At 38.9% G+C, this 21,953-nt stretch carries 19 protein-coding genes; 6 read left to right on the forward strand and 13 right to left on the reverse strand.

What is annotated here, in order from left to right:
* The first annotated feature begins 90 nt into the window (after nt 1-90).
* Genes HWQ44_RS18695 through HWQ44_RS18705 form a run of 3 tightly spaced genes read left to right on the forward strand, consistent with a single transcriptional unit; the run spans nt 91 to nt 3,068 of the window.
* Nucleotides 91-408: a hypothetical protein gene (locus HWQ44_RS18695; RefSeq protein WP_292721480.1), complete on the forward strand. Its 318-nt coding sequence runs from the start codon at nt 91-93 to the stop codon at nt 406-408.
* A 2-nt stretch (nt 409-410) separates the two neighbouring features.
* Complete coding sequence (locus HWQ44_RS18700) at nt 411-2,879, forward strand: AAA family ATPase (protein WP_292721483.1); 2,469 nt, start codon at nt 411-413, stop codon at nt 2,877-2,879.
* A 15-nt stretch (nt 2,880-2,894) separates the two neighbouring features.
* A complete protein-coding gene (locus tag HWQ44_RS18705; RefSeq protein ID WP_292721486.1) occupies nt 2,895-3,068 on the forward strand; it encodes a hypothetical protein in 174 nt (57 codons plus the stop codon).
* A gap of 57 nt (nt 3,069-3,125) precedes the next feature.
* Here the strand turns inward: HWQ44_RS18705 and HWQ44_RS18710 are convergent, their stop codons facing one another.
* Nucleotides 3,126-3,965: a M56 family metallopeptidase gene (locus tag HWQ44_RS18710; protein WP_292721559.1), complete on the reverse strand. Its 840-nt coding sequence runs from the start codon at nt 3,963-3,965 to the stop codon at nt 3,126-3,128.
* Entirely contained in the window at nt 3,965-4,384 is a 420-nt protein-coding gene (locus tag HWQ44_RS18715) for a BlaI/MecI/CopY family transcriptional regulator (RefSeq protein WP_292721488.1), read from the reverse strand. The genes HWQ44_RS18710 and HWQ44_RS18715 overlap by 1 nt, the downstream gene beginning before the upstream one ends.
* 447 nt (nt 4,385-4,831) lie before the next feature.
* Between HWQ44_RS18715 and HWQ44_RS18720 the strand changes: the two genes are divergently transcribed.
* Nucleotides 4,832-5,566 carry a 2-phosphosulfolactate phosphatase family protein gene (locus HWQ44_RS18720; protein ID WP_292721491.1) on the forward strand — a complete coding sequence of 245 codons (735 nt, stop codon included), beginning with the start codon at nt 4,832-4,834 and terminating at the stop codon, nt 5,564-5,566.
* 31 nt (nt 5,567-5,597) lie between these two features.
* Here HWQ44_RS18720 and rfbD read toward each other — a convergent pair whose 3' ends face one another.
* The 3 genes from rfbD to HWQ44_RS18735 all read right to left on the reverse strand — a co-directional run bounded on the left by rfbD (nt 5,598) and on the right by HWQ44_RS18735 (nt 8,440).
* The gene (rfbD, locus tag HWQ44_RS18725; RefSeq protein WP_292721495.1) at nt 5,598-6,518 is read right to left on the reverse strand and encodes a dTDP-4-dehydrorhamnose reductase; all 921 of its coding nucleotides are present in this window, start codon (nt 6,516-6,518) and stop codon (nt 5,598-5,600) included.
* 185 nt (nt 6,519-6,703) lie between these two features.
* The gene (gene rfbC / locus HWQ44_RS18730) at nt 6,704-7,249 is read right to left on the reverse strand and encodes a dTDP-4-dehydrorhamnose 3,5-epimerase (protein WP_292721498.1); all 546 of its coding nucleotides are present in this window, start codon (nt 7,247-7,249) and stop codon (nt 6,704-6,706) included.
* 114 nt (nt 7,250-7,363) lie between these two features.
* Nucleotides 7,364-8,440 carry a glucose-1-phosphate thymidylyltransferase gene (locus tag HWQ44_RS18735; RefSeq protein WP_292721501.1) on the reverse strand — a complete coding sequence of 359 codons (1,077 nt, stop codon included), beginning with the start codon at nt 8,438-8,440 and terminating at the stop codon, nt 7,364-7,366.
* 414 nt (nt 8,441-8,854) lie between these two features.
* Between HWQ44_RS18735 and HWQ44_RS18740 the strand changes: the two genes are divergently transcribed.
* Complete coding sequence (locus HWQ44_RS18740) at nt 8,855-9,628, forward strand: sulfotransferase domain-containing protein (protein WP_292721503.1); 774 nt, start codon at nt 8,855-8,857, stop codon at nt 9,626-9,628.
* A gap of 39 nt (nt 9,629-9,667) precedes the next feature.
* On the opposite strand, the gene HWQ44_RS18745 is transcribed toward HWQ44_RS18740, so the two are convergent.
* From HWQ44_RS18745 to HWQ44_RS18780, 8 genes are all read right to left on the reverse strand, one after another.
* Nucleotides 9,668-10,762, reverse strand: coding sequence for a glycosyltransferase family 1 protein (locus tag HWQ44_RS18745; RefSeq protein ID WP_292721505.1), 1,095 nt, complete (start codon nt 10,760-10,762; stop codon nt 9,668-9,670).
* Nucleotides 10,763-10,863: 101 nt separating this feature from the next.
* Nucleotides 10,864-11,838 (reverse strand): hypothetical protein, encoded by a 975-nt coding sequence (locus tag HWQ44_RS18750; RefSeq protein WP_292721507.1) that lies wholly within the window; start codon nt 11,836-11,838, stop codon nt 10,864-10,866.
* 299 nt (nt 11,839-12,137) lie between these two features.
* The gene (locus HWQ44_RS18755; protein ID WP_292721510.1) at nt 12,138-13,436 is read right to left on the reverse strand and encodes a glycosyltransferase family 1 protein; all 1,299 of its coding nucleotides are present in this window, start codon (nt 13,434-13,436) and stop codon (nt 12,138-12,140) included.
* A gap of 176 nt (nt 13,437-13,612) precedes the next feature.
* Nucleotides 13,613-14,578 carry a GDP-mannose 4,6-dehydratase gene (locus HWQ44_RS18760; protein WP_292721513.1) on the reverse strand — a complete coding sequence of 322 codons (966 nt, stop codon included), beginning with the start codon at nt 14,576-14,578 and terminating at the stop codon, nt 13,613-13,615.
* A 43-nt stretch (nt 14,579-14,621) separates the two neighbouring features.
* Entirely contained in the window at nt 14,622-18,353 is a 3,732-nt protein-coding gene (locus HWQ44_RS18765; RefSeq protein WP_292721517.1) for a glycosyltransferase, read from the reverse strand.
* Nucleotides 18,354-18,378: 25 nt separating this feature from the next.
* Complete coding sequence (locus HWQ44_RS18770; protein WP_292721519.1) at nt 18,379-19,626, reverse strand: DUF268 domain-containing protein; 1,248 nt, start codon at nt 19,624-19,626, stop codon at nt 18,379-18,381.
* Nucleotides 19,627-19,848: 222 nt separating this feature from the next.
* Entirely contained in the window at nt 19,849-20,589 is a 741-nt protein-coding gene (locus HWQ44_RS18775; RefSeq protein WP_292721523.1) for an ABC transporter ATP-binding protein, read from the reverse strand.
* Complete coding sequence (locus tag HWQ44_RS18780) at nt 20,590-21,396, reverse strand: ABC transporter permease (protein ID WP_292721526.1); 807 nt, start codon at nt 21,394-21,396, stop codon at nt 20,590-20,592.
* 276 nt (nt 21,397-21,672) lie between these two features.
* Between HWQ44_RS18780 and HWQ44_RS18785 the strand changes: the two genes are divergently transcribed.
* A complete protein-coding gene (locus tag HWQ44_RS18785; protein WP_292721528.1) occupies nt 21,673-21,879 on the forward strand; it encodes a hypothetical protein in 207 nt (68 codons plus the stop codon).
* The last annotated feature ends 74 nt before the right edge of the window (nt 21,880-21,953 follow it).

Below are 21,953 nucleotides of genomic sequence, written 5' to 3' on the forward strand. Positions count from 1 at the left end.
TGTCATTTTGGAATCTCCCTTAGTTTTTATTAGTAAATAAGATGCGTTTGCCCTGAGCAATGGGGCGATCGTCATCCTTACAAGTTGCAATTGGCTGGTTACTATTTGTGGGAAGCACGTCAACAAGGCAAGGCAATCAAGTGGGCGAAACAGCAGTTTGAACAACAGCTTGCAGATCCTAAATCTAAAGCAAAGGGACGAGGATGGCAATTATGGCTGCATTGGTTAGTTTGGGATTTACCAGTGCGTCTGGGTAGAATAGCCAAGTTTATTGGTGGGGCTGTTGATGATGTGAGCAACTGGATTATCGGGATGGTAATCTTGCTTTTGCTCGTTTTGGTTTTGGTGGGTGTGCTGCACTGGAATGAAGTTTGGGATTTTGTGCGTGACAAGTTGGGGATAAAGTAGCCATGAATAATAAGTCGCCAGCATCAGGCTTTTGGACTTATGTGGCTGAATGTGTGCGCCTCCTCTATTGGATTTACTTAAAGCCATTTACCTTTAAACGCTGGCTCCGCGATATTCATCCAGAACTAAAGCCGACAGACAACCCCTTTACTAAAAGAGTTGAGTTCCGCACTAATGCTAACTGGCGTCACTATAGTGGGCAGATTAAGTGGCTAACTGCCGTAGTCCCAATCTTGGCTTTATTGCTAGTGGCACCAGTTTACACTCTGGTTGCTGGTCATTTATTTAGCTGGATCTCAAGCTGTGTTCTTTGGGTAGGCTGGTTGATTGGGCTGTTTGTGGGGCGTCGTAGCAATAAAAATAGACTAGTTCTTTTCATTTTTGCTTTTTTTGCCTACCTTTTGATACCTAAATTATCAGGCATAGTGTTGAGTATGACATGGGTCATGGCGTTTAGCGCAGCGTCGTGGGTTGTAGTGATGGTCATGGTGTTTGGCGTCGTGTTGGGCATAGCGTTTGACCTTATAGTCGTGGTATTTGGCGTGGCAGGAGGTATGGCGTTGGGCGTGGCGTTGGGGGTAGTGTCTGGCGTGATGCTTGGCGTAGCAGCAGGCATAGTGGTAGGCATAGCGGCAGGCATGGCAGTAGGCTTGGTGGTAGACGACAAGGCGTTGAACTTTGCTGGAAGCATGGCGTTGGTCGTGGGATTGGTCATGACCCAAAGTATGGTATTTGGAGTGACTACAGACCTAGCGTTTGGCGTGGGGGCAGGCATGGCGTTTATTCTTAGTGTGCTGCGAGTTTACTTCTGGTTGCCAGAATTACTGTGGATACTTACCCTATTCTTTGTTTCTTCCTATGGCAAGCGGGTAAATTGTTTAAGATACCTGCCACCCCGTTTTGATGAACTGATTATTTTGCCATTGCCTTTTATGGCTCAGATGATTGTAGAGGCTTATCGAAACAACCCAGCTTCTGGCCGTGAGACTATTAATTATCTAATCTCTTCCACCAATCAGCAAAAAGTTGCTGCACAAGCAATTTCTGGTATTGCTGTAGATCTTCTCAATCGTTGTCAGAGGTTAAGCGATATTGTGGAGATTGCCAACCAACTAGCGTGGATTCCCTCACCACCACCAAAGGAACTTGGCACTGTCCTACCCCAATTTTTGGATATTAGTCAGAATGTACGGGCATCAGAGGAAGCAACTTCACCTTATCGTCAATATGAGTTACTGAATATTCCCATCATTGCATTACGCCAACTGGAGCAAAGTCTGGCTTTGACAAAAAATGCTCGCGTTGCTGTCTCTTTTGGCAACACCGCACAAGGCTGGCTGACCATACTAGAGACGGCACAGCGCACTTTAGAGGAACAGGCACAGCAATCAAAAGAAATTCGGCAAGTTTATATTGCTGGTAATTCACTAGATCCGGAAACAGCAAAGAATCGTTTTAAAGGGCGAATTGATATATTTCGAGAAATCGAATCTTTGACGCTTTCTAAGCAACCGCCAGTGTTGTTACTCTATGGAGGGCGGAGGACAGGGAAAACCTCAGCGCTGAAATATCTCCCTTACAGAATAGGAGCAAATATTGTACCTTTGCTTGTAGATATACAAGGAGTTGCAGCAGCTACAACATTAAAAGCATTGGCTGAGAATTTAGCTAAAGAAATTATCGAAGCTGCACGGCGATTACCCCGCAAAGTCTACTTGCCTAATCCAGATGCCAGTAAACTAGCTGAAGATCCATTTCCTGCGCTGCAAACTTGGCTAACAGAAATAGAACGCCGCAATCCTGGTAAGCGATTTCTCTTGTGTCTAGATGAATATGAGCGCTTAAGTGAGGTAGTGGAAGCAACAAGTAGCCGTGTACCGCTCAACTTTATTCGTAACCTGCTGCAACACCAACACAAGTGGATTCTACTTTTTAGTGGTTCGCACGAGTTATCTGAACTTCCCGCTTATTGGAGTGATTATCTAATTAACACTCGTGCTTTGCGAATGACTTACTTGCAAGAATCAGAAGCCCACGATTTGATTCTAAAGCCAGTAGAGAACTTCCGCGATATATATGAACCAACTGCTGTAGATGCAATTATCCAAGTTACTCGCTGTCAACCTTATCTCGTTCAGTTGGTGTGTTATGAGGTGGTGGAGTTGCTAAACCGCGATATCAGAAGAAACAGGCGAGAAGCAGATACAGCAAAAGTAACTGCACAGGATGTTAAAGAGATTATTCCTGTTGTGCTTGAGCGAGGCGCTCCGTATTTTCAGGAATTATGGAGGAGTTTAGCAGATAGCGATAGCTCTCTTCTACGCCGGATAATCCACGGGGAAACTCCCACGCAGCAAGACAAAGGTGTTATTCGCAAACTAACGCGAAAAGAAATTTTGACTCCAGAAGGCAATGCTTTTCAAGTGCCTTTAGTACAAAAATATATAGAACAGTTGCTAGAAGAAGAATAAGCCAGCACTACACTAGTGCATCGACCTGCACCTTTGATGTATCGGCCTGCATCTTTGATGTATCGGCTTGTACCTTTGATGTATCGGCTTGTACCTTTGATGTATCGGCTTGCACCTTTAATGCATCGGCTTGCACCTTTAATGCATCGACCTGTACCTTTAATGCATCGGCTTGCAAAAATTAAGTAGAGACATAGCACTGCTACCTCTCTACATTTGTTATTAACATTGCTTTTTTAATTCAACTTAAGTGTGAAACATCACAGTCAGTAGAGGCAGGAACGCCAACAAAAAGCCATGCCAAGATTGCAATTTAGCTTCTGGGGTTGGTTCTGGTGGTGCTAATAGAGCTTCTACTCTTTGTTCTAAACGATCTGCACCAGAGGAACCTAATGCAGCACAACAAATTTCCGATAAGACTGGGGCGCTACTAACCACTAATAAAAGTGATTCCGCTAACACCAGAGGGTCTACCTGCAATGCTGCATAACCATCGGCACGGAGTTCGCGCAAAGCTAACAGTTCTTCCCACAAAGGCTCTGTATTGGGCAACCATGCAGTGCAAGAACGCACCCAACCCAGCCAGAAAAACCAGAACGTATCCCTATAATAGTGATGCCCTTGCTCATGGGCTAAGACGCTTTCTAAATGAGCTGGTGAGAGAGTTTGTACTAATCCTTGGCTAACCACTAGTTCTGGTTGCCAAAAACCGATTTGACCTGCAAACAACGCGCCCGTTTGCAGCAGTCTGGCTCGTCTATCGCCAACACTGACTAAAGGGCAGTTCCGGGCAGATTCTACAGACTGCCAACCCTGGAAGGCAAGTTTAATGCATGAAATGGCAAAAAATGCCAAATAAATTAATGCCAGTAAATAGCTAATTGAGCCTGTATACATCCCGCCCATTTGTCCTTGGGGGCCCATGAACAGCACAGCGATCGCAGTCATGAAAATTAGCAAGGGCGGAAAGAGAAACAAAAATAGCGATCGCTGCCACCGCACACTCCAATTGCCTTGGGGTTGATTCCAAACGGATCTTAACCACCAGGCGACTGCCAAAGCATTTAAAATCATCATCAGATGCATCATTGTTCCTCCCTGGCTTGGCGTGCAGATTGAATACGTTTGGCGATCGCTGCTATTTGCTCACTAGCTGCTTCATCCAGACTATCAGCAAAGGCAGCAACAACATCGGGATTCCCCACCGCCAAAAATCGCTGTAACTGCTCGTGAGCTTTGATGACTTCTGATTGTTGCTTACTCAGCATTGGCCGCCAATAGAATGCCCGCTCTTTCTTGTCGCAAGCCAGCCAACCTTTATCAGTGAGGCGACGTAAAACGGTGGTGACAGAAGTATACGCTAATTCGCGGTTGGGATCGGCGAGGATGCGATCGTGTACATCCTTGACTGTGGCTGAACCAAGTTCCCAGATGATATTTAAAATTTCCGCTTCCAACGGGCCTAAAGATAGTTGTTTAGGGCGGTAGTCGGGTAAAGGTGCCATAGCAATTTCAATGGGGAGTGGGGAGTGGGCAGAGACGCGATTAATCTCGTCTGTACTGGGGAGTAGGGAATGAGTGAATATCTGTCCCTTAGCGGTGTAACCTTGAAGCTGTAACTTTTTCCCCTTTTAGAAGGTCTGTTCTTGTTTTAGATTACAAGATAGTGCAGCAAGTCTGAAAGTCTAAAATCATAAAAATGGGCTTTTTGAGTATTTATTAGGGATTAAAAACAGGCAGAGGGGCTGCGTTCCTGCTGAGGGTAAAATTCTCCCTTGCTCCCTACCGCCTTGCTTCTTCCCCATTCCCCACTCCCATCTATGTATTAAATGAGATACATTTTGTATTTTGATGGTAAAAATACTTTAGGATCAATTGTGACTATAGTTAGTGACAGCAACTAGGTAGAATGTTATTTGCGGCAGTAGTATTAAAACAGGTGTATCCAGCGCGTGAAGTTATTCGTATACCACACTCCTGAATTGACTCCCACGGATAAAGCGCCAGAATGTGCGATCGCAGTCGATGTCTTGCGAGCCACTAGCACAATTGCGACAGTTTTGGCATCTGGAGGCGAAGCTGTACAAGTATTCAGCGATTTAGATCAGTTAATTGAAGTTAGCGAAAAATGGCCCCCTGAAAAACGTCTGCGGGCTGGAGAACGCGGCGGCGCGAAAGTCGCTGGTTTTGAGTTGGGTAACTCTCCCCTCGACTGCACGCCAGAATTAGTGCAAGGGCGGCGTTTGTTTATCAGTACCACAAATGGCACTCGTGCTTTACAACGGGTACAAGATTCTGCAAATGTCTTAGCAGCAGCCTTGATTAACCGGGCGGCGGTGGTGCAATTTCTCTTAGATAAGCAACCAGAGACAGTGTGGATTGTCGGTTCTGGCTGGGAAGGCAGTTATTCCTTAGAGGATACAGTTTGTGCAGGTGCGATCGCTCATAGTATTTTGCAGCAAACTAAGTTGTCACCTGAAGAAATAGCTGGGAATGATGAAGTAATTAGTGCGATCGCTCTTTACTCTCAATGGCAAGATAACTTATTGGGATTACTTCACTTAGCTAGTCACGGCCAACGATTGTTGCGTCTTGACTGTCAAGAAGATTTAAAATATTGTTCTCAAACTGATATTTTAGATGTTTTACCAATACAACATGAAACGGGAGTTTTGAAAAGGGGATAGCGACTGGGGACTAGGGACTAGTGACTGGGGATTAAGGAAGAGTTTTCCCAATCCCCAATCCCCAATCCCCAGTACCCAATACCCAATCTTGAAGCATTTGCTGGAGTCTTTGTCGCCAATGAGGGGGATAACTCCCTAGAATTGCTGAAATTTTTCCACAAGCAAGGACGGAATAAGCAGGGCGACGGGCTGGTGTGGGATATTCAGCTGTTGTAATGGGGACAATACCTTCAACTTTCAAAGGGAAGCCTAGCTGTTGGGCTTCTTCAAAAATAGCAACGGCAAAATCATACCAGCTAGCAACGCCGCTATTAGTGTAGTGATAAGTGCCGCTAATTTCTGGGGTTAACAGGGGAATCATCTGGGCTATAACTGCCGCTATATCTTGCGCCCAAGTTGGGCTACCAATTTGATCGGCGACAACACGCAGTTCTTGGCGTTCTGCACCTAGTCGCAGCATAGTTTTGACAAAGTTACTTTTGCCAAAGGTTCCATAAACCCAAGCTGTGCGGAGAATGAGATGATGGGCGCAAGTTTTCCGAATAGCTTCTTCTCCAGCGAGTTTGGTTTTACCATAGACACTCAAAGGATTAGTCGCATCGGTTTCTTGGTAAGGGCTACAGCCATTGCCATCAAAAACGTAATCGGTCGAAATATGAATTAGAAAAGCTCCTAATTTTTGGCTTTCTTGAGCAAGAATGAGGGGTGCAGTAGCATTAATAGCGGTAGCAAGTTCGGATTCACTTTCAGCTTTGTCTACAGCAGTGTAAGCAGCAGCGTTAATGATAATTTGCGGCTGCTTGGATCTGATAACATTGCGGAGAGTATCGGGTTGGGCAAGGTCTACTGTTGGGCGTGCTACTGAGATAACATTGCCGTTAGATGAGAGTATTTGTTGTAGTTCCTTACCCACTTGACCATTGCTACCAATCAGCAAAATTGATTTAGTCATTTGTGATTTGTCATTTGTCCAAGAGAAGCCACGCCCACTCTTTAATGTGGTTTGAATTAGTCCGATGAAAGACAAAGTTTTTCCGCCCACCATAAAAGTAAGCTCAGGGTATCGCAAGAAGCGGGGTATGTAACAAAATCCAATGACCAATGACCAATGACCAATGACCAATGACCAATGACTACTTAATCAAATATTTCAGCAGCTTTCAAAGGTTTACCAGCTTGGTCTTTAGCTGATAAAATCGGTGGCGCACTCACGGGCCAATCTATCGCTAAATCTGGATCGTTCCATAGAATTGTGCGATCGCTTTGGGGCGCGTAATAATCTGTAGTTTTGTAGACAACTTCGGCTATTTCTGAAAGCGCGAGGAAACCATGAGCAAAGCCTGGTGGTATCCACAGTAAGCGTTTGTTCTCAGCACTGAGTTCAGAACCCACCCACTTACCAAAAGTAGCCGAGCTTTTTCTAATGTCTACAGCTACGTCAAAAATAGTCCCGACAACAGCACGGATGAGTTTTCCTTGTGGTTGTTGGATTTGGTAATGCAGCCCACGCAGGACGTTTTGCTTAGAGCAAGAGTGGTTATCTTGGACAAAGTTCGTAAAAATACCTGTCTCTTGAGCAAACTTGTGATGGTTGTAGGCTTCAAAAAAGAAACCGCGATCGTCCGTAAATACTTTGGGTTCGAGTTGTATAACTTCGGCAATTTTGGTATGTACAATACTCATTAATATTACAAGTAATGTGCCACAGTGTTAATTGTGAGAGTAATTTAATACTTGTATTTTACAGGTATTAGAATAAGATTTTGACTGTGGCTTTTCTTGTTATTAATCAGAAAATCACGTTAGTTCAATTTGACAGTCATCGCCAATCAGAAATCGCAAAGCTTTGGGGCGACGAGGTGCAAGACTCAATTGTGCCCTCTGTCCAATCACACTATCAATAATGCGCTGATGGATTCCGGCAATTTTAGCACCTTCTAAAATAACACTGTGTTCTAAATCGGTATCAATGAGTGTGACGTTGTTAGCAATACTACTATAAGGGCCAATAAAACAGTTTTCTAAATAACAATTGCTACCAATGACTACTGGCCCCCGAATAGTGCAGTTAATTACTTGAGATTTTGCACCAATTTGCACTCGTCCAATAATCTGACTTTGGGCATCGACTTCGCCGACAACTGATGCTGTCAGATAGGTGTCGAGAATCAATCGGTTAGCTTCTAATAAGTCATCTTTTTTACCAGTATCTAGCCACCAGCCTTGGAGATTGTGGGCTATAACCTGCTTTTTCTGATTAATCAGGTATTGAATGGCATCAGTGATTTCCAGTTCACCTCTGGTGGAAGGTTGGATATTTGCGATCGCATCAAAGATGACGTGAGAAAAGAAATAAACCCCTACCAGTGCTAAATTTGAAGGAGGAACTTTGGGTTTTTCAATTAACTGCAATACTCGTCCTGTTTCATCAACTTGAGCCACACCAAAGGCGCTAGGATTTGCAACTGAACGTAAGAGAATCAAAGCATCTGGTTGTTGTTGGCTAAATTGTTGCAGAAAGTAGCGTAACTCACCTAATTGAATCAGGTTATCGCCCAAATACATCACAAAAGAAGAATCTCCTAAAAAGGGACGGGCGACTTGGACGGCGTGAGCAAGTCCGGCTGGCTGATCTTGTACGATGTAGGTAATATTCGCTCCAAAGCATTCTCCATTTCCGGTTCTCCCTTGCACTTCTGCCCCGGTTTCTGGGCTGATGATGATGCCAATATCAGTAATACCAGCAGCAACCATTTCTTCAATGCCATACCATAAAACAGGTTTATTAGCAACTGGTACAAGTTGTTTTGCTCCGCTGTAGGTAAGGGGACGTAAGCGTGTACCCTTACCGCCAGAAAGAATTAGTGCTTTCATAGTGCTTTTATAAAGATTTAGGATTAATTACAAGTTATTAGTCAAGATAATCTGAAACCTGGAAAGAATCCCAAATCTTGGCATCTAAATTATGGCGTTAGTTTATCTTTGTATATGTAACGGGATAACACTCAATACGGGTCGGATAAGCAGGGAAAGCAGGAGAGGAAGAAAGTTATTAACTAGTAATTCTTCCTCCCCTGCTTGCCTCAACAGATAAATTTGTTAACCGACCCGTATTGGAATAACACTTCGACGCTTGCTTTTCCTACTTTTCCCAACTGAATTGTTGAGAGTGAGTGATACCTTGGCTAGAAAGGCGCGATCGCCTAAAGCTATTTCTGTAAAAAAACCTTCTCAATGAACCAAAATCCCCTAAAATATGCCTAATTTAGCTAAAAGGATTAACATAATTTGAGCAGTTTAGGCTCCTTGCGTCTGGCAATAATTAGCAATCCCCGATCAGGCAACACCTGGCTACGAAAAATGCTGGCAGCCATTTATGAAATGGCTGAACTGGCGGCGCATCATCCCGATGACATTTCCTGGCACTTGCTACCAGCAAGATTAGTGCTTCAGATTCATTGGCATAGAAGTGATGATTTAGTTTCATTGCTAGCCGAGCAAGGATTTCGTGTGGTAGTTATTGCCCGCCATCCCTTAGATGTATTGATTTCTATTCTGCATTTTGCTAACTACGAACCGGAGACTGCCAAGTGGCTAAAAGGTGACGGGGGAACAGAAATCTCTATCCTTGAGAAAACGCCACTTAGCCCAGAGTTTATCAACTATGCCACTGGGAGTAGAGCAGCAGCACTTCTTTCGATTAGCCCGGAATGGTGGGGACGAGAAGACACGTTGAAAGTTCGTTATGAAAATCTGGTGAATGATGCGGTCAAGGAACTTTCCCAATTTAAAGAACAACTGGGGCTGACCCCAATCAAGCCTATATTAGATGTGGTTTCGTTGCATTCTATCGATCGCCTCCGCACCATGAGTACAAACAATCACTTTTGGCAAGGAAAGTATGCTCTCTGGAAGAAGCTTCTTATAGCACCCGTTGCTCAAGAGATTGCTCTTGCCCATCAAAACGTGTTAGCTAAACTTGAGTATGTGTGTAATGCTGACCCGACTCTAACCGAAGATCAGGCGATCGCTAACTGGAATGCCATTGCAGTGAAGAACTAAGCTCACCCCGCAGTGGCTCTATTTTCTATAAATCAGGCACTATAGGTACTGCTTGAGAACTTCGGTGGTGGCAAGTCCTGTTTTTGCCCAGCTGAATTGACTGGCGCGGTTGAGGCCAAGGGTGTGTAGACGCGATCGCAATTCTGAATTAGTTGCGATCGCCTGCATTGCCTCTGTAATTTCTCCGGTGTTGTAGGGATTGATCAGAATCGCCGCATCGCCAGCCACTTCAGGTAATGAGGAGAGATTAGAGGTAATGACGGGAGTACCACAAGCCATTGCTTCCAGGACAGGTAAACCAAAACCTTCCCAGAGACTGGGGAAAACCAGAGCGATCGCTTGATTAATTATTTTTGGCAATTCGCTATATGGTACATAGTCAAGGAACTTCACCTGATTAATTACACCCAATTCTGCAACTTGCACTTCTAAAATAGGGGTGTAACGGGAATCAATTGGCCCTACTAACCATAGTTCATAGTCTTTGCAGTTAGGTAACGCCGCAAAAGCACTGATGAGTCGCTGGATGTTTTTGTATGGATCTTGGCGACCAATGTAGAGAAAGTAGTTGCTTGTAGGTAGATTGAGAGGAAGGAAGTGAGTGCGATCGTGCGCTAAAGGAATCGCAGTAATTTTGCTGGCAGGAATTTGGTAAAAATCGGTGATATCTTTAGCCGTAGTCTGAGAGATGCAAATAATGTGTTGTGCTTGCTTAAGAACTTGGGGAGTGTAGTAGCGGTGGTAGGCTGTAAGTGGTGAGAAGCCTTTGGCAAAACGCAATGGAATCATATCAAAAGATGTGACGACAAAACGACAGTTGCTATAAAGGGGTGCTTCCGGCAACGGGGAGAATAAGAGACTCGATTTGAGGTTTTTATATATTTGTGGTAGTTGAAATTGTGTCCAAATTAGGCGGTTAAAATGACCTTTTGTACCGTGGTTTGGGGTTAAGTTTGACGGAATTGGATAGCAGTCAAAATCGGGATATTTTTGCGCTACTAATAGAGTAGGTTGCAAAGATTTTAAATAAGGAAAAAGGTTTTGAGCATAGTTGCCTATACCCGTTGGTTGAGACAAGAGAATAGATAAGTTAATAATTAATTGATTAGAGGAAACATTATCTACTATATTCATTTAGGATTTTTTCATTTGGCTATAATGCTTGTAAAATAATATTTTTTATATAAATTATTAAAAATTAGATAATACTACGGTAAATTAATAACCGTAAATTTTTACATAGCTTTTCTGATGATTATACCAAAGGATGTGGAAGCGAAACGATCAATTAATAATTTTAAATGTGCTTCTTGTGGCATGTCATATATTTGACTGTAGTATGGAGGAATATCAATAAATTTATCTAACACACAAGAACCAATATTGAAATCTAGGGGTGCTACTTGATGTCCTGCCGCAGTTAGCTTTTTAGCAATTTGTTCAAAATCTTTTTTTCTAAAAAGTACTGTTCCGTTGTTGTCAATAGTTTCTTCTTCTTCTAAATAATTAAATTCTGTCGTATGTATACTTATTCCTCCAGGAACTAGAGTATTTAGAGAATTTTCGATAAATAGAAGTCCCTTTTTAATGCTACCTAGATGTTCTAATGCACAAGCAGACCAGCAGAAATCATATTTACCTTCTAAGTAAGCAGGAATAGCATTCATGTCGACATACTTTAAACTTACATTTTTAGTAAATAGTTCTTTTGTACATAACTCAGGACGGAATATTTTTTCTAAAGAAGACATATTTTGTTTAGTTTCTATCCAACCCTGTGCAGCTGATGCTGTTGCATCTAAATCTGTAGCCGTAATCGCAATATCATAAGCAGCAAAAATACTTGGCAGAGGTTCTTCACCACAACCAAAACCTAAACCTTTACGTCCCGGAGTAAGTAAATCGTATTCATATAAGGCTTGTAAAATATAGCAAAATTCCCACAATTTCCGATGGTATGCTACAGAAATTTTCATTTCTTGACACCAGTAGAAAAACCAATCTGATTCAATATCATTTTGTTGACAAGCTTTGGATTGTAAGTTAATTTTTTGTGGTGATAAATTACTAGGTATTGTCAACTGTTCGCGCAAACTACGAGCATATTCATAGCCGAAAGTTTTAATGTTTAAGCTTATAGCATCTGTTTTTTTCAATAATCTTAATAGATTCAATATAGCTGTTATAATTTGTGATATTTTATTTAACATATTAATTGCTTAATTTGGGTCTTTTATCAGAATTATTACTGGCAATAAACAGTTTACTATGTAGTTTATTTAACAAAAAATAGGGTAATCTCTCACTTTTGTAAACTGTGGTCTGGTGTTAATTTTGATGAAATTGCATAGCATTCATAGTCAGAAATTGATTCTGAAGTTAATAATGTCAGTTTGAGAGATTGCAGATTTGCAAGAATATTTAAAGCGTAGGTTGTTATACCTGTGGGTTTCTTAGACAAAAAAGATAGATTGACCAACAAATTTTTAAGCTTTTATTTAAACTGAATTTAATTATACAAACAAGAGAGAAACTCCTCAGCAGATTTTTGCCATGAGAATGGTACATACTCATTTCTGATGCGCTCTACCAAATTATTGTAGGAAATCTCTGAATTAAGTAGCTCTTTTAAAGCTTCATACAGTTCTGTTGGTTGAGTAGGAGAGAAATATCTACAAAAATCGCCTCCTACTTCAGGCAAAGAGCCACCATTGCTGGCGATTACAGGTTTACAGTGTTGTAATGCTTCTACCACAGGTAATCCAAATCCTTCATAAAAGGAGGCTTGAACTAAACAGTAACAGTTTTGATAGAGAAAATCTAATTGAGCATCGGTAACACAACCTAGTATTTCTATGAGCTTGCCATACATTTTATTAGATTCTATCAAATTATCAGTTTCTGAGTCCCAACCTTTATTACCTGCAAAAATTAAAAATACATCATCATGACTAGAATTTATCAATAAATCAAAGGCTGCAATGATAGTTTTAATATTTTTATGAGGCACTAAGCTTCCAACTACTAAAATATATTTTTTATTAATTAATTTCTGCAAATTTACATCAAGGTTGTGATTTTCTTCACTTAGTAACAAATCATGTTTATAATAGTTACCGCCTAAACGAAAACTTTGAACAATTTGTGAATTATTACTAGCTAATATCCCTTGATTTCTCACGTTAATATAATCTTCAGCACTCTTCTTAGAGATACATAATACCTTATCAAATAAAGTAGAGTAATCGCTGTAAAATTTTGTAAAAGCTTTAGTAAATCTCTTGGAAGAAAACTCTGGAAATTTTATTGGAATCAGGTCATAGCATATAACTACAATAGTAACTTTATGCCTTTTTAAAAGTTGCAAAAATCGGTAGTAAGTTTTAGGTAAATCCCAGTTAGCATCAGCTATGACATAAATATCTCCTGGCTGGACTATAGAACCTTCAAATTCAAGGATAACTTTTTTGTTTACCGAATTTAAATCAAACCAATCAATTAAATTTAATATATACAAAAAATTTATAAATTTATTTTTCAGCTTTAAAAGTAGAGCTTTAACTTTTCTATTTATTTTAGTTAGAACGAAATATTTGTTAACCTTGATAAAATGGTCATCTTGCTGTTGATTAAGATTAGTCACTCTCCGTATAAAACTACCATCAAACATAACCGCTACTATTTCTATATCTGTGCGGTTTGAGCTTATTTGCAATAATTCAGAAGTTAGTTCTCGAACTACTCGATGGATTCCAGTATTTTTATATGTATGTTTTGCAGTATGAGTACAATCTATAAATATCTTCATCTTAAAACCTACTTGAAACTATTTTTATTGCAAATTTTTAATAATTTTTTTACTTAAAAAACTTACCTAATAAAACCCATAACTAAAAAACTCAGTAGTTACATTCTTAGGTAAGTTATTTTACTTTTTTCCTAGTTTAAAGTTAATGGTTATTTATAATTAAGAAACTAAACGAGCTAACTGCTTAATTTCTTAAGGTCATAATCAACCATTAACTCGACTAATTGACTAAAAGAGTATTGAGGCTGCCAACCTATTCCATTTTTAATTTTATCAATGCAACCAACTAACTGCACTGATTCATCAGCACGATAAAAAGCGGGGTCAACCGAGACATAATCTTGCCAATTAAGCCCAACGCAGTCAAAAGCACACTCAACAAGTTCTTTAACAGAATACGTTTCACCACTGGCAATGAGGTAGTCATCGGGTTGTTCCTGCTGTAACATCAGCCACATAGCGTAGACAGCATCTTTGGCGTAACACCAATCACGACGGGCATCTAGGTTGCCTAATTTTAGTTCATTTGCTAAACCTAATTTAATTTGGGCAACTGCGTGCGTGATTTTGCGAAAGACAAATTCTGTCCCGCGTCGAGGCGATTCGTGAGTATAAGTAATACCACAACAGTTGTAAAGGTTGTATTTCTGCCGATAGTTGACAGTCATCCAATGAGCATAAGCTTTGGCAACACCATAAGGATTCCGGGGACGAAAGGCAGTGCGTTCGGTTTGAGGCGATTCGTCAGGTTGACCAAAAACTTCACTACTCGATGCTTGATAGAATCTAGCATCAGGTTTGCAGCGACGAATAGATTCTAAGAGGCGAGAGACACCGAGAGCTGTATATTCAGCAGTCAGAGCAGGTTGTGTCCAAGAGAGAGGAACGTAACTTTGAGAGGCGAGATTATAAATTTCGTCAGGTTGACATTCGCTCACTACATCCATGAGGGATGATTGATCGAGGAGATCGCCGGATACGATTTGAATGTCGCCATAAAGGTGGGTGATACGCTCTAGGTTACTGGTGCTAGAACGGCGGACTAGACCAAAGACTTGGTAGCCTTTTGCTATGAGTAGTTCGGCAAGATATGAACCATCTTGTCCGGTCAACCCGGTGATTAGGGCTTTTTTTGTTGTCATGTTCACTTTTTTTACAATATATTTCTTCTCTGGAAATACTGAATTATAGCGTTGATACTTTTGGTTTAATACCAACTAAAACTGGATATACTCCTAGCGATAAAACTCGAAACTCTAGTATAGATGTTGTATCTATAGTAAACTTCAGTTTTGTCTTTTCTTTCTTTAAGATATTTCTTAAAGTAACTTCTTTTTTGGCTAGAACTAGTGCACCAGAATTAGTAGAAATGTCTGCGATCGCTACAACTAAATCTAGATTATTTTTATATATTTTTTCATAATCATAATCAGAATCAGAGGCAAAGATTTCAAATTCAACTAAATATTTACCTTTGTAATAAGAATCATAAGGGCCAAAGATTACAAATCCTTGTCCATCATCAGGATTTGCAATCACAAAATACTCTTGCTTGATTTCAATTATTGAACCAATGCCATGAAAAATTACCTCATTTTTAATTTTCTGGTTTTCCAGGTAAAACTCTTGCATCTGGTTAATTAGAGTTCTATCTGCAAGATCAATTTCTTGAAATTTTTGAGCTGTTACCCACCAAACAAAGCAATTTTGCGGATCTTGATTAATTGCACTTCCAATATCTTCTTGGTAGAAATTTATGTCTAAGCAAGGTTCAATATATCTGCCAAATAAATTAGGTGGGATTCCTAACAAGTCTTTTGAAATCAAACCTGATGAATCTTTAATTTTAAAACCTGAGATTGGCAAAAGCTCACATACTTGTTGAAAAGTTAGTTCATGTATATGTTCTGGCTGCTTCCAGCCATATCTATTAGTAACGGTATAATTGGGACTATCAAGTACAAAAATCCCATTTGGTTTAAGTACTCTATTGACTTCTAACAAGAAACTTACCTGTGATTCCCAAGATATATGTTCAATAAATTGACCAGCAAATACTAAGTCAAAACTTTGTGACTCTATTAACCTTAGATCATCTCCATCGTGTTGAATCCAAGTTACATTATTTGGTAAATCTAGTGGTTTTGAATTTAAATCTATACCAGTGTGATTTTCAATAGAGTATGGATAAAATTTATCAAACCACTCGAAGTACCAATTTCCAGCACATCCAATACTTAATATTTCTTTAGATTGTGGTATTTTTGCAAGGCAAATAGAACGACATTCGTGTAAAAAATCATTAAAGTTGAGTTTTTTTCGTAAAGGAGTCTGTATTAATATCTCAGTATTATTGAAATCAAAAATTTCAACTACTTGCTGTTGTTCCTGATGTGAATTATCAATAGCTCTAGCAAAAGTAGTAAGTACTTTTTTAGACGTATTAGGTACAACTTTAGCTAATTCCCGTCCTACATAGTCAGCAAGTTTTTTACTTTTTGCTTGAGGTGAAGAAAGTATATGCTGGATAAATTCAGCATATAAATTAGCGCATTTATCTGGACAATGTTCCTGAGCAATATACTTATATGCATTTTCGCTTAGGGATTTTCTGTAGTCTAAGTTTTTAGTTAGTAAAATAAGAGATTTCAATATCTCTTCTACTTCATCACTTTGTCCAGGGTCGGGTATTTTGAACACCACATCATTGGGAAAATCAGAGAAGGAACCGATATCTGTAACAATAGTAGGCTTACCAACAGACAAAATTCGCAGAAGTGATGCAGAGCTTTCTCCGTTGAAAGGAAATCTTAAGTTGAGGCATATATCTGATACTTCTATATAACGGTAAAAATCCGCCATATTGACATAGCCAGTAACTTTTACTTGATCTTGTAAACTTAGTTTTTTAATTTCATTTTCTATATTAATTGTACCAAGGTAATCAGTACCACCCACAAATACTAAGTAAGCATTAGGTTGAGTTACAAGATACTTCTTAAATGCATAAATAATTTGTAGCGGACGTTTAGTTTTATTGATAAATCCAAAGGTTGATATTATAAGTTTATCGTCTGGAAGACTCAACTCTTGACATTGATCTCTTAGTGATTTTTCCTTAACAATATACTTTGGCACTATCTGAGGTATATGAACAATATGGCTATTATCATTAGTGAACTCTTTAATAGCACAGTTATAAGCCCATTTACTGTGTAATATAACTCCTAGAGAGCGTGTAAAAATTCTTCTATTTACATAAATACCGACTTCAGATAACTTCTCATTAATATCTAAATCTTTTGCTTTTAAAAGGTTTAAAATTTCTCCTGCTCTATCTTTTCCGTAACAGTGTTCTAGTTCTTTAGAAAATTTAATCCCAAGCTCTGGACAACGGGCTTCCATATAATTAATTAGTCCTCCCAAGTAATAGTCATGCAACACGGATATTCCCGAATATCTCATTAATTGGGAGTAGATATAAGAATGGTAACTACTATTACCTATCTGGTAAATAATACCTTCGTATACTTGAGATTTTGATCTTTCTTCAAATTTACCATGAGAAAATAAGTTATTACTGATGTTAATATCGGGCAAATAACTCTCATCATGGTATAAATCAAGGTCAATATGTTGTCCCAATGATGGTAACAAGTCCCGACTATAGTCTGCTATCCCAGACTTAGCTGGTGGAAATGGGCTAAAAAAAGCTATTTGTGGTTTTTGATTAACTGAAATAGATACTTTTTTTAATAGCTGATGATCTTGAAACACATCAAGCATATTTTTAGCAACAGATTGCCAAGAAAATTTTGCTGATTGCTGAAGTACATCCTCTGAGATTTTTGTTCTAAGGTTCTCATCAGATAGAACTTTTTGCATGATCCTAGCCATATCAGAAGGTGAGTATGGATCAAACAGTAATTCATCAGAACCTAAAATTTCTGGCAAAGATGAGCTATTACTTGCAATAGCTGGTGCGCCACATGAAATAGCCTCAAGTAGCGGTAAACCAAAACCTTCATAAAAAGAAGGAAAAACGAATAGAGAGCAGGTTGAGTATAAAGCTCTTAGTTCTTCATCTGTAACATAATTGGTTAATATTATAGATTTATTAATTCCTAATTTTGTCCCCAAACTAGTTATTTCTTTACTAAAATGCTCAGAGACTTTGCAAGCAACTACTAACTGGTAACATTCCTGCAAATTCTTGGGTAAGGCAGAAAAAGCAGTGACTAGCCCTTCAATGTTCTTTCGCCAATCTTCGCCTCCCGTATAAAGAATAAATTTTTTGTAAATACCAAACTTCCTTGCAAAAGTTTCGAGCCAAGCTTGGTGTTCATAAGCAGGAATTGGAGTAAAAAAAGCAGAAACACCACCCGAAACGTTTAAAACTCTCTCAGGGGATATATCGAGGTATTTAATTACATCTTGGCGGGTAGCTTCTGAAATTGCGAATATAAAATCAGCATTTTGTATATTTTTTAAGCGCTTCATGTAGAGTGAGCGCATATTTGACTCATTTAAGTATCTATCAGAAAAGATGAGAGGTATTAAATCATAGCAAATAACAAAAACTTTTTTAGGAAAATCGCTATAGTCAGGTATTGTGGAATCTAAACCCTCCATCGGGCTAGGTATAAATATTACGTCAACATCTGCTGCCATTAAAACAGTTTTTAATAGTAGTTCATTGATGTCACAACTACCAATGTACGGGTAATCTACAGAATTATATTTAAAGTAATTATCATCCAGTTCTGGCGCTGGTAGATTACTATTCGTGTATAACTGGTAACTGAGAGTATTTTGCTGTTTAAATAGAGCTTCTATTATAGATTGTGTATAACGACCAATACCTCTATTTCTAGAATTATTTGTTTGCAGAGCTTGAAGATCAATGGCTATTTTCATGCTGCGTTAATTTTGATTTAATTTTTTATACAATATTTTTTTTACATACCAACATAGCTACCGCGCCAGGAAGGTAATTATTTGGATTATGTTCTTTTTCAGATGCTTCTAATTCATTTTCAGTGATAGTCCAAGTGAAGTCATCCTTACGTACTCCATAGGATATTTGAACTATCTTGAAATCTTGAATTAGTTTTTGTAGTGATTCTTGGTTATATATTCGATGTACTGGTGTTAAAGCTTTTTTGCCATAGGGAACTGTGAGTATAAAACTACCTTCTGGTTTTAAAAGTAAACTAATCTGTTGGACAGCTTTAATATCATAACTCTCCCCTGTTTCATCTCCATACCATCCTAAGCCAATATGTTCCAAAGTTGATAAAGCAATAACACAATCAAAACTAGCTGGCGGTAATACAGGGTTGCAGATATCAGTTTTAACAAACTTCAAGTTGGGATGAAATAATGCTATGGGGCGAATGTCTATTGCTGTAACTGAGTAATTAAAACTAGCTAACTCATACGAAAGGAGACTTTCAGCTGCACCAACATCCAAAACTGTTATATTACTTGATTTATATAAACGGGCAAGAGATTGTAAAACAAAGGTCTTCTCGAATATTCTCTCATTAGTTCCTGCCCAGTAAGCTTCGCCATTTTCGTGATAACCCACAATTATTGGTTCATTGAACCACAAACCACTTGCAATTTTAGATTCTTCATTAGAAGAGGGTTGGTTCGTTACACTGCTGTTAGTTCGTAGTTCAGTAGAAATTTGCTCTATTTTCTGTTGAAGTTGAGGTAGTTGGTCTATTTTCTGCTCAAGCTGAGAAAGCTGTTCTATTTTCTGCTCAAACCGAGGTAACTGGTCTATTTTTTGCTTAAGCTGAGAAAGTTGGTCTATTTTCTGCTCAAGCTGAGAAAACTTCTTATTTACCTCCTTATCCCTTGTAGAATATTCATCACTTTTTTGGATTAAATTGTATAAAAGTTGTCTAACAGCAGAATTATAATAAACTTGTCTTTTTAAAATAGGCCATGCTATTTTCTTTAAAAGATTTTTTAGCCATTTACGAGTAGTATTTGTATATATCTCATTAAAAAACAACAAGTAGTTGCCATCAATTTCTGGAACGTAACTATTATTTATCAGTTGATTAGGTAGATTTCTTGTTTTACTTGATTCATTTTCCTCATTTCCTGCCGGACGATAAAATCTAACAGATTGTTGATAAACATCACTAATCCGCTCTAGTATTTTTTCGTAATCCATCTGATTCTCCTGAAATTTACCATCTATCATTCTTCCCAAAAGAATACATTTTTTCTGAGCAAATTTTATTCTAAGCTTAACTAGATATTTAACTAGATATTTGTCTAAGTCTATCTAATCATATAGTTGTTCCCTTCACGTAGTTCACAAAATAATTTTTCTGAAGGCAGAATTACTACTGATAAGTAAATTAAGTAAATAAATAATATTAGATAATTTACATTAAGTTTTACTTACTGAATTTAAATAGTAGTCGGCAGTTTCATCCGCGTTTCCCATAAAACGCACTTTTCCTTGCTCTAACCAAATTCCTCGAACACAAGACTGTTTTATAAATTTTAAATCATGAGAAACTACTAATACAGTAGCGTTCTGATTCCAAAATTGCTCAATTCTTCGCTTACACTTGTTTTTGAAACTTTCATCTCCTACCGACAATACTTCATCCAATATCAAAATGTCCGGCTGTATATCGGTGGCGATCGCAAATCCTAATCGCGCTACCATCCCAGAAGATAATCCCTTAACTGGTACTAATGCATAATCTTCTAACTCTGCAAACTCTAATATTGAAAGCGTTCTTTCCCGCATTTCTGTTCGAGAATATCCCAGTAATACACCATACAGCAAAATATTATCCATCACAGAGATTTCTGCATCAAATCCCGCTCCGAGTTCAATCAATGGAGCAATTTGACCGCGCACCCGCACTAAACCAGTAGTAGGTTGCAAAATCCCAGAAATTATCTTTAATAGTGTTGATTTACCAGCGCCATTTGCGCCTATAATACCTATTTTTTCACCTCTTTCAACAACCAAATCAATTTTATTTAGCACCAGTTTCTTCGCAGGCTGGTGATATTTACCCTCCAAAACAGACAGCAGTGTTTTCTTTAGGTCATAAGAAAACTCTTCTTGTGTCCGTCGCCACAGCGAAACTTGATCTAGGCGAATTACTTCCATTTACAGCAAATCCATAAATTGATGTCGCCACAAGTGAAAACAAACCCATCCCAGTGACAAAATAATTATCCCACTGAGCAAGGCTCCCCAAATTAAACTTAAATCCGGTAGCGCTCCCGATAATGTAATCTGACGAATACTTTCAATAATTGGTGATAAAGGATTTAACGCTAAAAACGATTTTACTGTTTTTGGAACAATAGCTGGCGGATAAAATACGGGACTACTGATCCAAATTACAAATATAACCAACTCATAAAAATAAGGTAAATCTCTAAAAAATACATATAAAGCGCTTACCAAAAAACCAACTCCTGTACAGACTAAAACCAGCGCGATAAATGGAAACAGTAATGCCAGCACATTTACTAGACTCTTAGATTTAACAAAAGTTAGAATTGCTAACAAGGGCAACACCCCGACGGCAAACTGAAATACATTTGCCGCAATCATTGATATAGGAAAAATACTGACTGGCAGACGAATTTTATTTAAAAGTGAGCCATTGCCTACTACACTACTCAATGCCTGAGAGGTAGAAGCTGAAAAGAAGTTGATTACCACCAGCCCAGTAAACGCTGCTAATACATAGTTTGGGATTGAGTTATTGTAATACGACGCAAACGTTGCTCCAAAAATCGCAGTGTACAACCCCGTCATAATTAACGGGTTCAACAGTGACCAATAAACCCCCAGAAATGAACCTCGGTAACGCACTTTAAGATTTCGTGCTACCAAGACGTGCAGCAATTCCCAGTAGCGCCACACTTGCAACCAAGTTGAATTACTTTTTATCGAAAGCTTCATCCTCACACACCGTTACACATAACAGGTAAATTATTCGCAAATTTTATACTATTGGTGGGTACTTTACCGCATTACTTTAACAATAAAAACTTTATTTTAAAAAGCATTGTTAAACACAAGTTACTAGTGACCATTTTTATACTCTTAATCACATCCTATCCGGGCAAGACCAATTAATTTATCAATTGGTTCCTAGAACTATCTACCACAAATAAATAATTAGGCTGTTTCTACCATACAATTGCTTTATAGTCAAGAAAAATGCTTTTATTTCGGATGTCTGTTCATAGGACGATCAAAGCGCTACTCTATCTAGCGAAGTCGTGCGATCGTAGCCGTTCTTGTCCCAACCGCAATTGTGCTTTCGGTGCCTATTGTTGCCCCACAATAGCAATTTCCTCTGGTAGAACTACGCGATCGCTTTTGGGTGTCTTTGGCCAAAAAAAGACAACTATTTATCTACCTGCTTGGTTGTTGATTTAATTTTAAGCTGTTACGTCAAAAGTTAGGAGGTAGGATTCTTTCCCTCATCTTCCCTGAATTTGTGAGAGCAGAGT

This window comes from Nostoc sp. JL34 (genome assembly GCF_017114945.1).
GTDB lineage: Bacteria > Cyanobacteriota > Cyanobacteriia > Cyanobacteriales > Nostocaceae > Nostoc.

Bases quoted from the DNA above. Each gene is read 5' to 3' on its own strand.
- HWQ44_RS18700 (WP_292721483.1), top strand. From the start codon at position 411: ATGAATAATAAGTCGCCAGCATCAGGCTTTTGGACTTATGTGGCTGAA.
- HWQ44_RS18760 (WP_292721513.1), bottom strand. From the start codon at position 14,578: ATGACAACAAAAAAAGCCCTAATCACCGGGTTGACCGGACAAGATGGT.
- HWQ44_RS18750 (WP_292721507.1), bottom strand. From the start codon at position 11,838: ATGTTAAATAAAATATCACAAATTATAACAGCTATATTGAATCTATTA.
- HWQ44_RS18715 (WP_292721488.1), bottom strand. From the start codon at position 4,384: ATGGCACCTTTACCCGACTACCGCCCTAAACAACTATCTTTAGGCCCG.
- HWQ44_RS18775 (WP_292721523.1), bottom strand. From the start codon at position 20,589: ATGGAAGTAATTCGCCTAGATCAAGTTTCGCTGTGGCGACGGACACAA.
- HWQ44_RS18735 (WP_292721501.1), bottom strand. From the start codon at position 8,440: ATGAAAGCACTAATTCTTTCTGGCGGTAAGGGTACACGCTTACGTCCC.
- HWQ44_RS18755 (WP_292721510.1), bottom strand. From the start codon at position 13,436: ATGAAGATATTTATAGATTGTACTCATACTGCAAAACATACATATAAA.
- rfbC (WP_292721498.1), bottom strand. From the start codon at position 7,249: ATGAGTATTGTACATACCAAAATTGCCGAAGTTATACAACTCGAACCC.
- rfbD (WP_292721495.1), bottom strand. From the start codon at position 6,518: ATGACTAAATCAATTTTGCTGATTGGTAGCAATGGTCAAGTGGGTAAG.
- HWQ44_RS18770 (WP_292721519.1), bottom strand. From the start codon at position 19,626: ATGGATTACGAAAAAATACTAGAGCGGATTAGTGATGTTTATCAACAA.
- HWQ44_RS18745 (WP_292721505.1), bottom strand. From the start codon at position 10,762: ATGAATATAGTAGATAATGTTTCCTCTAATCAATTAATTATTAACTTA.
- HWQ44_RS18785 (WP_292721528.1), top strand. From the start codon at position 21,673: ATGTCTGTTCATAGGACGATCAAAGCGCTACTCTATCTAGCGAAGTCG.
- HWQ44_RS18780 (WP_292721526.1), bottom strand. From the start codon at position 21,396: ATGAAGCTTTCGATAAAAAGTAATTCAACTTGGTTGCAAGTGTGGCGC.
- HWQ44_RS18710 (WP_292721559.1), bottom strand. From the start codon at position 3,965: ATGCATCTGATGATGATTTTAAATGCTTTGGCAGTCGCCTGGTGGTTA.
- HWQ44_RS18765 (WP_292721517.1), bottom strand. From the start codon at position 18,353: ATGAAAATAGCCATTGATCTTCAAGCTCTGCAAACAAATAATTCTAGA.